Raw genomic sequence first — 13206 nt, 5'->3', positions numbered from 1 at the left:
ATTGCGCTCGACGCTGGAGGGCGCGGGTTATGCCGTCGATCTCGCCACCGACGGTGAGGACGGCCATTATCTCGGCTCGACCGAGAGCTATGACGCGGTGATCCTAGATCTTGGCCTGCCCGAGGTCGACGGCCTGACCGTGCTCGACCGCTGGCGCAAGGAGGGGCGCAAGATGCCCGTCCTCGTGCTCACCGCCCGCGACAGCTGGTCGGACAAGGTTGCCGGCCTCGACGCGGGCGCCGACGACTATCTCGCCAAGCCGTTCCAGACCGAGGAGCTGATCGCCCGCCTGCGCGCGCTGATCCGCCGTTCGTCCGGCAATGCGTCGAGCGAGCTCAACGCCGGCGACATCCGGCTCGATACGCGATCGGGCAAGGTGACCAAGAACGGAGAGCCGGTGAAACTCACCGCGCAGGAGTACAAGCTCCTCTCCTACCTCATGCACCACAAGGGCAAGGTGGTGAGCCGGACCGAGCTCATCGAGCATATCTACGACCAGGACTTCGACCGCGATTCGAACACGATCGAGGTCTTCGTCACGCGCATCCGCAAGAAGCTGGGTGCCGATGTCATCACGACGATCCGTGGCCTTGGCTACAGCCTCGACGATCCCGCTGACGCCCCGCGCGGCTGAACTGCCGGTCGTGGCCGCCGCGGGGAACGCTGCCCAGGCACCTCCGCCGGCGGCCGGGGACTGCCCGCCGCCCGCGCGCAAGGCTCATACCGGATCTCTTGCCCGGCGCATGATGCTGATCGCGGCGGGCTGGATATCGATCCTGCTGCTGGTCGGCGGGCTGGCGCTCGACCGTACGCTGACCGGTCTGGTTACCCACAATTTCGACGAGCAGCTCGGCTACATGCTTACCGGCATGATCGGCTCGGCGGAGATCGGGCCGGATGGGGAGGTGTTCTTCATCCGTCCGCTGGGCGACCAGCGCTTTCTTGAGCCCAACTCCGGCCTCTATTGGCAGATACGCGGCAAGGGGCATGAGGATTTTCCATCACGCTCGCTATGGGATCGCAGCCTTCAGGCGCCTGACGGACACTTCGATGCGCAGCCTCATGTCTATGACAGCGACCAGTTCGCGGGGGAGCCGCTGCGAGTGATGGAACGCTCCATCATTCTGCCTGGCAGCAACACGCAATGGATGTTCACCGTCGCGGCCAGCCGCGCGGACTTGAATCAGCAGATCAAGATGATCCGCTCGATTCTGATCTACAGCTTTGTGGCGTTGGGTTTCGGGCTGTTGCTGATGGCGGGGCTGCAAACCTGGTATGGCCTGTTTCCGCTGCGTCATGTGCGCCGGGCGATTCAAAAGCTGCGCACAACCGGCGCGGCTCGCGTGACGGAGCCATTGCCGCAGGAAGTGGAGCCGCTGGTGGACGAGCTTAACGCGCTGCTCGCTCATACGGAGCGGCAGGCGGAGGAGGCGCGCACGCACGCCGGCAATCTTGCCCACGCGCTCAAGACGCCTTTGACCGTGGTGATGAACGCGGCGACCGCCAAGGCGCCTGACCTTGCCGACACCGTGATCCGCGAGGCGGCGGTGATGCGGCGGCAAGTGGATCACCATCTTGCGCGCGCCCGCGCGGTCGGCCGCCGGGCGGCGGGCATGTCGCGCGCGGAGGTATGGCCTAGCCTTGAGGCGGTGCTGCGGGCGGTCGAGCGACTGTATGACAGCACCCGCTTCGATCTTGACGGCAATCACGGGGTCTCGGTCGCGCTGGAGAAGCAGGATCTGGAGGAGATACTCGGCAACCTGATCGAGAACGCAGCGAAATATGGCGGCGGCAGCGTGTTCGTGACTGTCGATGCAGGCCAGGACGCGCGCTTTTGCGAGATATGGATCGAGGATGACGGCGTGGGTATTCCTGATACCGAACGCAATCGCATCTTCGACCGGGGCGCGCGGCTTGATACCGGCAAGCCCGGAACCGGCCTTGGCCTTGCGATCGTGCGCGATGTGGTGGAAATCTACGGCGGATCGGTCGACCTCGCCGAAAGCGAGGACTTGGGCGGTCTGCTGGTAAAGCTCAGACTGCCGCGTGTGGCAGGCTGACCGCGCCGGGGACAAACGGCACGTCCGGCTTGCAGCCCGATGTCGGTATCTTCATGTGCGGCATTCACAGTAATCCGAGGAGTATCCATGACCAAGGCCATCCCCCTTTCGCTCACCTCAGACGAGATCGAAATGCTGGTCGATGCCCTGGAAGCCGATCTGGAAGGCTACGTCGAAGCCGCCAAGGAAGCGCGCGGCAACGGCAACCGGGAAGACGTGACGACCTTCACTGAAGCGGCCACCCGCATTCAGACGCTGATGACCAAGCTGCAGGATCTGGTGGAGGAGGAGTAATCGTCGCTCCGGTTGTTTCTCGCGTCAGCCCGCTTTCGCCTGTTCGTGATGCTGGATCACCTCTTCGATCACGAAGCGAATGAACTTCTCGCCGAAGTCAGGATCGAGGTGCGCGTCTTCGGCCAGCTTGCGCAGGCGGGCGATCTGGCGTTCTTCACGGGCGAGGTCTGAGGCGGGAAGATTCTTCTCGGCTTTGTAGGCCCCAACGGCTTGCGTGATCCGGAAACGCTCAGCCAGCATATGGATCAGCGCAGCGTCGATGTTGTCTATGCTGGCGCGGAAACCGGCCAGGACCGGATCGGTGGCGGAAGCGTCCTGAGTCATGATGTGGCGCGCTAGCACGGGTTTTGCGGCTCTGCCAGTCAGATGGTTGGCGCGGCCGGTGGTGTTTGCGCTTGCGTTCATTACGTGGAGCGCGCATGGCGCGCCGCCATGAGTGCAGAAGTCGTCTCGCTGAGGCCGCGCAGGCAGGAACCATCCCTAGCTCCCATGTTGGCCCTGACCGCGGCTGGCATGAATAGCGTCAATGCCGTGATCCTGGACAGGATGCAAAGCGAGGTGCCGCTGATCCCGGCGCTGGCCGGGCATCTGATTTCAGGCGGCGGCAAGCGGATGCGCCCGATGCTTACAGTGGCCGGGGCGGAGTTGTGCGGGTATCAGGGCACGCGCCATCACAAGCTCGCAGCGGCGGTGGAGTTCATTCATACGGCAACGTTGTTACACGATGATGTGGTGGACGGTTCTGACCTGAGGCGCGGCAAGGCGACGGCCAATATCGTCTACGGTAATCCGGCGACGGTGCTGGTGGGTGATTTCCTGTTTACGCGTTCGTTCGAACTGATGGTCGAGGACGGCAGCCTGAAAGTGCTCAAGATTCTGTCGCGGGCCGCCTCGATCATTGCCGAAGGTGAGGTTGACCAGCTTACCGCTCAGCGCAAGATCGAGACGAGCGAAGAGCATTACCTTCAGATCATCGGCTCCAAGACGGCAGCGCTGTTTGCCGCCGCCACGCGTATAGCCGCTGTCGTTGCCGAAAAGAGCGAGGCGGAGGAACTGGCGCTGGACGCTTATGGCCGCAACCTCGGCATTGCCTTCCAGCTGGTCGACGATGCCATCGATTACGATTCCGAGGCCACTGAGTCCGGCAAGGAAAAAGGTGATGACTTCCGCGAAGGCAAGATGACCCTTCCCGTGATCCTGGCTTATGCGCGGGGCGATGCGACCGAACGCAAGTTCTGGGAAGAGGCGATCGCCGGCTTCCTCGTCGAGGACGAGGATCTCGCGCATGCGGTGGAACTCATCAACCGTCACGGCTGCGTAGACGCCACGCGCGAGCGCGCGCGGCATTATGCCCAGCGCGCGATTGATGCGATCGCCGGCTTTCCCGCTGGAGAAGCGCGATCGGCCATGGCCGAGGCGGCTGAATTTGTGGTGGGACGGCGCTATTGACGTCTTGCCAGGGGCAGTCCGTGGCATCTGCGACAAGCGGATAATTGCGGCGCAACCCCGGCTGACCTATTGAGCGGCGAATGCGCGCCGACTCCGACCTGGTGATGACTGGCTATCAGCCCGGATCGCCTCGCCAACGCCTGATCTCCACGCTGCTTTCGGCGGGCATCGTTCTGTTGGCGCTGCTGATCGCGCTCTACCAGACCCAGTTCGCGCCGCGGCTGGAAAAGACAAGCAACCCGGTGACTTTCGACGTTACCGGCGAGGATAAGCAGGCGGGCGCGAAAGCCGAGAAGCAGCACAAGCAGGAAAAGAAGCACGAAACCAAGGAACCCCAGCAGGCGCGCGTGCGGACACCCAGGCCACGTGAAGAAAAGCCGGTGCAGGAAAAGCCGGTGCAGGAGAAGCCGGCATTTACCTTCCTAAAGATATCGCACGCGGACATGGCGGCCGCGGACATCAGCGGCATGAAACATTCCGGTTCAGCCAGCGCAGCATCAGGCGGCAGCGCCGCGTACGGTCCGGGGGAAGGACCGGGCGGCGCCATCCTTTACAATGCAGATTGGTTCAAGGCGCCGACAGATGCGCAACTGGGCGGCTACCTACCCGCCAACGCGCCGCAGGAAGGGTGGGGCATGATCGCATGCCAGACGCTGGACCATTATCGGGTCGACAATTGCCAGATACTGGGGGAGTCTCCGCGCGGTTCCGGCTTCGGTCGGGCGGTGCTGGAAGCGGCCTGGCAGTTCCAGGTGGTTCCACCGCGGATCAACGGAAAAGCTCAGCTTGGCACCTGGGTGCGCATTCGCATCGATTACGGCGTCAGGAAAGCCGTGGGTTGAAAATAAGCGGCCCGTCAGTGGTTCGATCAGGCGGCATTCCAAAGCTCGGCGTGCTTTTGCCTGAGCTGTTCGAGCAGGATATCCAAGGTCATCGGCCGGGCAATGAAGTAACCCTGCGCCAGGGAAAATCCCGCCAATCGCGCGCTGATGAGCTGGCTTTCCGTCTCGATCCCCTCGATCACGCATTCAAGCGAAAGCGAACGGGCCAGGTTGCGGATAGCAGTGATAAGGCGTCTGCCCGAAGCCTCGTCCAGCCGCGCGGCGAAGCTGCGGTCGATCTTCACCACGTCGAGCGGCAGCTTATGGAGCGAGGAAAGGCTCGAATAGCCGGTTCCAAAGTCGTCCAGCGCTATGCTGGCTCCTGTATCCCGCAACCGGCGCAGCGCCGCATCGGCGATCTCCATGTCCGTGATGAGCGAAGTCTCCGTGATTTCGAACAGCAGCCGACTAGGCTCGCATCGTGAGGCCGCCAGGCGATCAAGCAGCGCGGTGATGGTATCCACATCGCACAAGTTATGGCCGGACAAGTTGAAAGAGATGCGCATGGGCGCCGGCAGATGGGCGAGAGCGGCGATGGCCTGGTCAAACAGGACGAGCGCCACTTCGCGGGCACGGCCGACGCGTTCGGCGGCGGCGATCAACAGTTCGGGAGATATCTGGCCGAGACTGCGCGATGTCCAGCGGGCAAGACATTCGGCCCCGATCGGCTGCAGATTGTCAGTGCCGACGATGGGCTGAAAGACAAGCGATACCTCGGAACGAAGATCAGCCGCTTGCAACGCCGCATCAATCGCCTGTTCGGAACGGATCAGGCGTTCCAGCTTGTCGGAAAAGCGCACGCATTGGCCGCGCTTTTCCTTCTTGGCGTGGTAAAGCGCAAAGTCCGCCCGGTCGAACAGAAGGTCGGCGCTGGTCCCGGTTTCCGGAAAGACCGCCAAGCCGGCAGAGCAGCCCACGGAAACGACCATATCGCCGATCCGCACCTGCTCGCGGATCGCCTGGCAGAGCGCTTGAGTGATGCTTTCGGCTTTCGCGGGGCCGTCCAGTACGATCAATCCGAACTCATCACCGCCCAGGCGGGCCACGACCGTGTCCGGCGGGCACTGATTTATCATTCTCTGACCAATGGCGCGCAGCAGCCGGTCGCCGTGCGCATGTCCATGCGTGTCGTTGATGGGCTTGAAGCGATCGAGATCGATCAAGCCCACCGTGAAGACGTCGCGCGGCCCCGCGCGGGACAGAAGCCCTTCCAGTGTGGAGAAGAAATAGCGGCGATTGGGCAGGCCGGTGAGCGCGTCGGTCTGGGCAAGCCTTGCGTTGTCCTCACTCAGAGACTGGGCCTGCCGCCGTTCATTCTGCAAGTCCCGCTGGGAGGTCTCCAGACTGATGAAGGATCCGTAGTAATCGCGTAGAATCTTCAGGACCACGGCGGTCACCAGAGAGATATTCAGCGCGATGGCGATAAGGACCTCGGTCGCTTGCGCAAAGCTGTAAGCAAGGAAGGTGCCCAGCACGCTCAACGCCACGAGCAGCGCCGCCAGCGGCAGGAAAGTCAGGCAGAAGATGCAGCCGAGCACGGTTACCGCCACGAATATCGCGACATGGCCGTGCTCATACGGGCCTCCGTATCCGTCCAGCACCAGCGCCCAGGACACGTAAGCGACTGACATCACTATCGCCAGCGCCACGGTCCCATGCATGCGCCGCCGGACCACGTTGACTTCGAGGTCGGCGCTGGAAATCGGCCGCATCCACATCAGCATGCGCAATGTGCATGCGGTTATTAGGATCGCGGGCACGGTAAGCACAAGGAAACGGGGGGCCAACGCGCGATGCGTATAGGCCAGGATGGCCGCATTTACGGACAGCAATCCATAAAGCGCCGGGATTTGTTCCCGCAGCCGCAGGTATTGTGCCACTGGCAAAGGGTGTTGGCCGGCGCGGATCATTTTTTGGGAATTTCGGGCTCTTTTGTCGGGGGCAACAGAATGGGGTGCTAGAAGCGAAGTATTGATGAAACGTGGACGGACGGGGAACGCTTCAAAGAGAATTTGTTTCGACGCTCGGAGTTTGAGCATGTCTTGGTCTGGACGGAAGCGGTGAAGGGCTTTTAAGAGCCTGCGGGTGAACGACCTGCCGATCCGCGCCATATTGGGCGATCTCCTCAAGGTCCTGCGCAAGGGCCGGGGCGCTGTGCTGATCGCGCCGCCGGGCGCGGGCAAAACGACCGCCGTGGCCCCTGCGCTGCTCGCCGAACCATGGTGTTCGGGGACTGTCATTCTCCTTTCGCCCCGCCGCGTCGCCGCGCGTGCCGCGGCGGAGCGCATGGCTGAGTTGCTAGAGGAGAAAGCGGGGGAAACCATAGGTTATGTGACCCGCCTCGATACCAGACGCTCGGCGCGAACCCGCGTACTGGTGATGACCGAGGCAATTTTCATCGCGACTATTCTCTCCGACCCGGAGTTGTCCGGAGTCTCCGCCGTGCTGTTTGACGAGGCGCACGAACGGCACCTGGATAGCGATCTGGGACTTGCCCTTGCCATCGAGTGTCGCGACGTGCTGCGGGAGGATCTTCGGTTGCTGGTGATGTCGGCGACCATTGATGGCTCGCGCTTCTCCCGGTTACTGGGTGCAGAAACCGCCGTAATCGAGAGCGAGGGAAAAGCCTGGCCGCTGGAGCTGCGCTGGCTGGGCAGCGCGCCCGACCGGCGGATCGAGGATGCCATGATTTCGGCTATCCTCACTGCGTGGCGGGACCAGAACGGCGATGTGCTCGCCTTCCTGCCCGGCGTGCGCGAAATCGATCGCGTGGCGGAGCGGCTGGCGGAGAAACTTCCGCAGGCGCTGGTGTTGCCGCTTCACGGTCAGTGCGAACCCAATGCCCAGCGCACGGCGATCCGACGCGACGTTCAAGGGCGCAGGCGCGTAGTGCTGGCGACGGCGATCGCCGAGACCTCGCTTACGCTTGAAGGGATATCAGCGGTGGTCGACAGCGGCCTTTCGCGCCGGGCGGAGTTTGACAAGGCAGCGGGGGTGACGCGGCTGGTCACGCACCGGGCCAGCCAGGCATCCGCGGCACAACGCGCGGGCCGCGCGGCACGGCAGGGGCCGGGGATCGCGTATCGCTTGTGGGAAGAAGCCGCGCACGCAGGCCGTCCGCCCTTCGATCCGCCGGAGATCACGACCAGCGATCTGGCGCCGTTGACTCTTGCTATCGCGCAATGGGGAAATGCCGATCCTTTAACGATGGCCTGGATCGATCCACCGCCTGCGCCGGCGCTGGACGCGGCGCGTAAAGGGCTGGAAGCGTTGGGTGCGCTGGACGCGTCCGGCCGCATTACCGAGTTCGGCCGCAAGGTGGCCAGCCTGCCGATGGAGCCGGCACAGGCAGCCATGATCCTGCGCGCCGCCGAACTGGGCGCGGAAGAGACCGCGGCCAAGCTGACGCTGCTTTTGCAGGAGCGCGGACTGGGAGGGCGCGCTGACGATCTGGTCGCTCGCCTTTCGCGTTGGGAAAGCGATCGATCGACACGCGCGGATGCGGCGCGAAAGCTGGCGGCGGGATGGGCAAAGCGGGCGCGATCATTGGTTTCCGCGGTCGCGCGAGACGGCGATGTTCCTCCCGGCGTCCTCCTCGCGCTTGGCCGCCCGGACATGGTCGCGCGGCGTCGCGATCCATCCGGCGAAAGGTGGCTTTCTACAGGGGGCAGGGGCTATATGCTTGACCTCGCTTCGCCGCTCGCCGCTCGCGAATGGATGGTCATCGGCGATGCTCAAGGGCAGGCGAAAGGTGCGCGCATCCTTTCCGGCATTTCCCTTGAACCGGCGGAGGTGGAGCAATGGCTGAGCGGCGCTGTCGAACGGCGCTCCGTCCTGCGCTGGAATGAGGAGGAGGGCCGCGTCGAAGCCCGTCTGGAGAGGTGTCTGGGTGCGATCACCCTGGCAAGTGGTCCTGACCCTTCACCCGATCCAGCGGCGATTTCGGCTTTCCTGCTGGAGCGCGTGCGCGAGAAAGGATTGGCGCTGATCCCGTTTGGCAAGTCCAGCCTCTCGCTCCTGCGCAGGGCACGCCATGCCGGGATCGAGGCGCTTTCGCATGACGCTTTGCTGGCCGATTTGGATGCGTGGCTCGGCCCGCTGGTGAGGCGCAGGCTCGACTCTCTCGACAAGGGCATGCTTCAGGAAGCCTTGAAGAACCGGTTGACCTGGGATGACCAGCAGGCGCTGGAGAAGCTGGCTCCGGCCGAGTTTCATAGTCCGGCCGGCACGAGCCACGCCATCGATTATGAGGATGAAGGCGGTCCCAGCGTCGAGGTGCGGGTTCAGGCGCTGTTCGGGTTGGATCGCCATCCGAGCTTCGGCCAGCCGCCGCAGCCGCTGCTTGTGAAGCTGACCTCACCCGCCGGGCGGCCGATCCAAACGACACGCGATCTGCCGGGCTTCTGGCGCGGTTCCTGGCGCGACGTGCAGCGTGACATGAAAGGCCGCTATCCAAAGCACCGCTGGCCGGATGAGCCGTGGAAGGAGGATCCCAGTCTGAAAACCCGGAACGCGTTCGAAGCATCGCGCGGCAAGTAATTCCGCTTGATTTCCGCCGCGATTCGGAGGCAAAGCGCACCCTCATGAGTGCACGCATCTTTCAGCGCCCGAAAAACGCCATGCAGTCCGGCAAGGCGCTTATCGACCAATGGATACTCGAGTTCGTGCCGGCCGAGGCCAAGAAGCCCGATCCGCTGATGGGCTGGGCAGGTTCGGGCGACATGCGGCAGCAGGTCGTTCTGAAGTTTCCGACGCGCGAAGACGCCAAGGCTTATGCCGCCCGCTATGGCATAGAAGCGGAAATCCATGCCACGCCGCCGCGCCGCCTCAAGATCCAGGCTTACGCCGACAATTTTCGCTGAACCTTGCCGACCCGCGCTGGGGCTGGACAAACGGAAAGGTGGTCGCCATATGGCCGGCCGGGAGTCGGGTGGACGTTTGCGTCCGCCAATCTGGTCAGGTCCGGAAGGAAGCAGCCACAACGGATTGCGGCGGGTCGCCCGGCTCCTACAGCTTCACATCGTCGAGCAAAACGTGCACCTCGGGCGTGACCTGATCGAGTTTGGGCCCTAGTTTGGACGCGATGGACGATTCACGCGACATGTTCGGCGATTCCCCTCCCTGGGACGACAAGGAGGAAGGGGACGAAGCCGCGCCGAATGCCGCCGAGCTTGAGGCGGCCGGGCAAGCGTCGATGTTCGCCGACCCGGAGCCTTCGTCAGAAACTTCTCAATCGGTTCCCTCTCAGCCAGCCGAAGCTGAACCGGTTGCAGCGCCTGCAGCTGCCGCCGTCGCAAAAGCGGTCTCCAAGGCCGTTGCGCAACCGTATCGGGTGCTCGCCCGCAAATATCGCCCGCAGACTTTTGCCGAATTGATCGGGCAGGAGGCCATGGTCCAGACGCTGGCCAACGCGATCAAGCGCGACCGTCTGGCTCATGCCTTCCTGATGACGGGCGTGCGTGGGGTCGGCAAAACCTCCACCGCGCGCCTCATCGCCAAGGCGCTCAATTGCATAGGGCCGGATGGGCAAGGCGGGCCCACGATCGATCCCTGCGGCCAGTGCGAACCTTGCCGGGCGATTGCCGAAGGGCGTCACATTGATGTGATCGAGATGGACGCGGCCAGTCACACCGGCGTTGATGACGTTCGCGAGATCATCGAGGCGGTGCGCTATGCTGCGGTTTCAGCCCGTTACAAGATCTATATCATCGACGAAGTTCACATGCTGTCGCGCAATGCTTTCAATGCCTTGCTGAAGACGCTTGAGGAACCACCGGCGCATGTGAAGTTTCTGTTCGCTACCACGGAAGTGGACAAGCTGCCGGTCACGGTCCTTTCGCGCTGCCAGCGCTTCGACTTGCGCCGCATCCCAACGCCAATGTTGGCGGAACACTTCGCCATGGTCTGCCGAAAGGAAGGCGTAGAGGCGGAGGACGAAGCGCTGGGAATGGTTGCAGCCGCCGCCGAAGGTTCCGTGCGCGACGGCTTGTCTATTCTCGACCAGGCGATCGCGCACGCCGACCTTGATGGTGAAGGCAAAGTGCGGGCCGACAAAGTGCGCGAGATGCTGGGCCTTTCCGACAAATCGGTACAGAGGAAGCTGCTCTGCGCCATTCTCGAAGGCCAGGGCGCCGAACTGCTCCATCTCATCGCTCATCAGTTCGCGCTGGGCGTGGAGCCGATCGCAATGATGCGCGGCTTGATGGAACTCACCCACCGCGTTGCGGTCGCACAGGTCAGCGGTAGCGCCGCTGATGCTCCATCGGCAGAGGAACGCGAGGCGATCGAGGATTGGGCCAAGGCGCTGAAGGCGGGGCAACTCCATCGTCTCTGGCAATTGCTGCTCAAAGGGCATGAGGAAGTGAAGGCAGCGCCTGATCCTTTGGTGGCCGCGCAAATGGCGCTGCTTCGGATCATGCACGCGGCAGATATGCCCGATCCCGGCACGCTGGTGAAAAAGCTGGAAGACCTTGCTTTGCGCGCGCCCGTCGCTCCGGCGAACGGCGGCGATTCGCCCTCGTCGGGCGGGCCCGCGGCCGGGGCACCGGCCGCGCCGCGCTGGGAAGCCCTGGTCGAGGAAGTGGAGCGACATCATCAGCACGCCGCCAACGTCATGCGCATGCAGGTGCGGGTGGTCGAGTTGGCGCAGGGGCTTCTTCGCTATACCCAGCCGCCTGGCTTCAACGAGGATATCTCCGGGCTTGTGAGGAGCAGCCTGGCCGATGCCACTGAACAGCGCTGGCTGGTGGAACGGGTCGAGGCCGAAGGCACGCCGACGCTTTACGAGCAGAATCAGGCGCGCGAAGCAGCGGATCGCGAAGAGATCAGCCGGCATCCTCTGATGATGGCGACCAAGGCGGCATTCCCGCAGGCCGAAGAGATCGAAGATGACCGTCCAGCCATGATCGGCGGCGGTTCACGTGATTGGAGACGTTAAATGAAATCGATGGAAGAGATGCTCCAGGCGGCGCAGAAAGCCGCCGAGACCATCCAGAAGCAAATGGGTGAAACGCAAGCGAAGCTCGACCAGCTTGAGGTCGAAGGTCTCTCTGGCGGCGGCTTGGTCAAGATTCGCTGCTCCGCCAAGGGGCGGGTGATCGGAGTCTCGATCGATGACAGCCTGATGCAGGTCTCGGAAAAAGCGATCCTGGAAGACCTTGTCGCGGCAGCTTTCAATGATGCGCGCGTGAAGGCCGATTCGGTTGCAAACGAGGAATTGGCCAAGGCGCAGCAGGGAATGGGCTTACCGCCGGGCTTCAAGCTGCCGTTTTGATAATTGCCGGCTTAACGTATCGCGGCGCCTGTAAAAACAAGCGCGGTTTCCGCCGGTGCCGGCGACGCGGCCGGCGCTCCACAGCCTTTCGCCGCTAATCCATTGCGTGACGGCGCAAAGACCCCATATCCTGCGCGAAAGCTCGGGGGCTGGGTCAGGCTCCCATGTGCGTAGAAAATGGAAGTGCCTGTGAACTTGCTACCCCTTCTTCCCTTGCGCGACATCGTCGTTTTCCCCGGCATGGTCGTGCCGTTGTTTGTCGGCCGTGAGAAGTCCGTGGCGGCGTTGGAAGCGGCGATGGCCGGCGAGAAGGATATCTTCCTCCTCGCCCAACTTGATCCCGCTTGCGATGATCCGGACCGGGACGATCTCTATGACACCGGTGTGATCGCCAGCGTCCTGCAATTGCTCAAGCTGCCGGACGGCACCGTGCGCGTGCTGGTCGAGGGGCAGGAGCGCGGCCGGCTGGTCGGTATCCGCGCGGAACAGGGCGAGGATGGCGAGATGCTGGTCGCCGAGGTGGAGGAGATCGAGCAACTCGAGGCCGAAGGCACCGAAACTGAGGCGATGATGCGCTCAGTGGTCGAGCAGTTCCACGAATACGCCAAGCTCAACAAGAAGCTGAGCCAGGATGCGGGGGAACAACTCGGCGATATCGAAGAAGCGGCCCGTCTGGCTGATACCGTGGCTGCGCAGCTGTCCGCCAAGGTTTCCGACAAGCAGGCGGTGCTGTCCGAGGTCGATCCGCTCAAGCGGTTGGAAATGGTCTATTCCTTCATGGAAGGCGAGCTTGGCGTCCTGCAGGTTGAGCGCAAGATTCGCGGCCGTGTGAAGCGCCAGATGGAAAAGACGCAGCGCGAATATTACCTCAACGAGCAGTTGAAGGCGATCCAGTCGGAGCTTGGCGGCGAAGGCGATGAGGCCAACGAGCTGCAAGAGCTGCAAGACCGGATTGAGAAGACCAAGCTCTCGAAAGAAGCGCGCGAGAAGGCCAATTCCGAGCTGAAGAAGCTGAAGTCGATGCAGCCGATGAGCGCGGAGGCCACGGTCATCCGCAATTACCTCGATGTGCTCCTGGGCCTGCCCTGGGGCAAGAAGAGCAAGCTCAAGCGCGACATTTCAGAGGCTCAAAAAGTCCTCGACGCCGATCACTATGCGCTCGACAAAGTCAAGGACAGGATCATCGAATACCTGGCCGTGCAGGCGCGCACCAACAAGCTGAAGGGGCCGATCCTGTGCCTCGTCGGCC

The 13206-nt window shown here is 63.0% G+C and carries 12 protein-coding genes and 1 other RNA gene; 11 read left to right on the top strand and 2 right to left on the bottom strand.

Annotated features, from left to right (window positions below):
* Position 1: 1 nt before the first annotated feature.
* From V7D69_RS13695 to V7D69_RS13685, 3 genes are all read left to right on the top strand, one after another.
* Positions 2–634, top strand: coding sequence for a response regulator transcription factor (locus V7D69_RS13695; RefSeq protein WP_333606080.1), 633 nt, complete (start codon positions 2–4; stop codon positions 632–634).
* 109 nt (positions 635–743) lie between these two features.
* Positions 744–2060 carry a sensor histidine kinase gene (locus tag V7D69_RS13690; protein ID WP_324061004.1) on the top strand — a complete coding sequence of 439 codons (1317 nt, stop codon included), beginning with the start codon at positions 744–746 and terminating at the stop codon, positions 2058–2060.
* An 87-nt stretch (positions 2061–2147) separates the two neighbouring features.
* Positions 2148–2354: a hypothetical protein gene (locus V7D69_RS13685; protein WP_333606079.1), complete on the top strand. Its 207-nt coding sequence runs from the start codon at positions 2148–2150 to the stop codon at positions 2352–2354.
* Positions 2355–2378: 24 nt separating this feature from the next.
* Here V7D69_RS13685 and V7D69_RS13680 read toward each other — a convergent pair whose 3' ends face one another.
* Complete coding sequence (locus V7D69_RS13680) at positions 2379–2678, bottom strand: chorismate mutase (RefSeq protein ID WP_324060998.1); 300 nt, start codon at positions 2676–2678, stop codon at positions 2379–2381.
* A gap of 108 nt (positions 2679–2786) precedes the next feature.
* Between V7D69_RS13680 and V7D69_RS13675 the strand changes: the two genes are divergently transcribed.
* Positions 2787–3803, top strand: a complete 1017-nt coding sequence (locus tag V7D69_RS13675) for a polyprenyl synthetase family protein (protein WP_324060999.1) — start codon at positions 2787–2789, stop codon at positions 3801–3803.
* An 80-nt stretch (positions 3804–3883) separates the two neighbouring features.
* Positions 3884–4645 (top strand): energy transducer TonB family protein, encoded by a 762-nt coding sequence (locus tag V7D69_RS13670; protein WP_324061000.1) that lies wholly within the window; start codon positions 3884–3886, stop codon positions 4643–4645.
* Positions 4646–4671: 26 nt separating this feature from the next.
* Here the strand turns inward: V7D69_RS13670 and V7D69_RS13665 are convergent, their stop codons facing one another.
* The gene (locus V7D69_RS13665; protein ID WP_333606078.1) at positions 4672–6516 is read right to left on the bottom strand and encodes a putative bifunctional diguanylate cyclase/phosphodiesterase; all 1845 of its coding nucleotides are present in this window, start codon (positions 6514–6516) and stop codon (positions 4672–4674) included.
* A gap of 253 nt (positions 6517–6769) precedes the next feature.
* Between V7D69_RS13665 and hrpB the strand changes: the two genes are divergently transcribed.
* From hrpB to V7D69_RS13635, 6 genes are all read left to right on the top strand, one after another.
* Positions 6770–9223 carry an ATP-dependent helicase HrpB gene (gene hrpB, locus V7D69_RS13660; protein ID WP_333606077.1) on the top strand — a complete coding sequence of 818 codons (2454 nt, stop codon included), beginning with the start codon at positions 6770–6772 and terminating at the stop codon, positions 9221–9223.
* Positions 9224–9267: 44 nt separating this feature from the next.
* On the top strand, positions 9268–9546 hold the full coding sequence (locus tag V7D69_RS13655; RefSeq protein WP_333606076.1) for an ETC complex I subunit: 279 nt from the start codon (positions 9268–9270) through the stop codon (positions 9544–9546).
* Between the two features lie 57 nt (positions 9547–9603).
* Positions 9604–9698, top strand: an RNA gene (gene ffs, locus V7D69_RS13650) — signal recognition particle sRNA small type.
* A gap of 87 nt (positions 9699–9785) precedes the next feature.
* Positions 9786–11621 carry a DNA polymerase III subunit gamma/tau gene (locus V7D69_RS13645; RefSeq protein ID WP_333606075.1) on the top strand — a complete coding sequence of 612 codons (1836 nt, stop codon included), beginning with the start codon at positions 9786–9788 and terminating at the stop codon, positions 11619–11621.
* Entirely contained in the window at positions 11622–11957 is a 336-nt protein-coding gene (locus tag V7D69_RS13640; RefSeq protein WP_324064198.1) for a YbaB/EbfC family nucleoid-associated protein, read from the top strand.
* A gap of 177 nt (positions 11958–12134) precedes the next feature.
* A partial coding sequence (locus V7D69_RS13635; RefSeq protein WP_333606074.1) for an LON peptidase substrate-binding domain-containing protein occupies positions 12135–13206 on the top strand: 1072 nt, incomplete at its 3' end.

Source organism: Novosphingobium sp. (assembly GCF_036733805.1).
Lineage (GTDB): Bacteria > Pseudomonadota > Alphaproteobacteria > Sphingomonadales > Sphingomonadaceae > Novosphingobium.
The sequence above is the reverse complement of the archived record's forward strand: the minus strand, read 5'-3'. Positions and strand labels throughout refer to the sequence as shown.

Bases quoted from the DNA above. Each gene is read 5' to 3' on its own strand.
- V7D69_RS13655 (WP_333606076.1), top strand. From the start codon at position 9,268: ATGAGTGCACGCATCTTTCAGCGCCCGAAAAACGCCATGCAGTCCGGC.
- V7D69_RS13645 (WP_333606075.1), top strand. From the start codon at position 9,786: ATGTTCGGCGATTCCCCTCCCTGGGACGACAAGGAGGAAGGGGACGAA.
- V7D69_RS13675 (WP_324060999.1), top strand. From the start codon at position 2,787: ATGAGTGCAGAAGTCGTCTCGCTGAGGCCGCGCAGGCAGGAACCATCC.
- V7D69_RS13670 (WP_324061000.1), top strand. From the start codon at position 3,884: ATGCGCGCCGACTCCGACCTGGTGATGACTGGCTATCAGCCCGGATCG.
- V7D69_RS13680 (WP_324060998.1), bottom strand. From the start codon at position 2,678: ATGACTCAGGACGCTTCCGCCACCGATCCGGTCCTGGCCGGTTTCCGC.
- V7D69_RS13690 (WP_324061004.1), top strand. From the start codon at position 744: ATGATGCTGATCGCGGCGGGCTGGATATCGATCCTGCTGCTGGTCGGC.
- V7D69_RS13640 (WP_324064198.1), top strand. From the start codon at position 11,622: ATGAAATCGATGGAAGAGATGCTCCAGGCGGCGCAGAAAGCCGCCGAG.
- V7D69_RS13685 (WP_333606079.1), top strand. From the start codon at position 2,148: ATGACCAAGGCCATCCCCCTTTCGCTCACCTCAGACGAGATCGAAATG.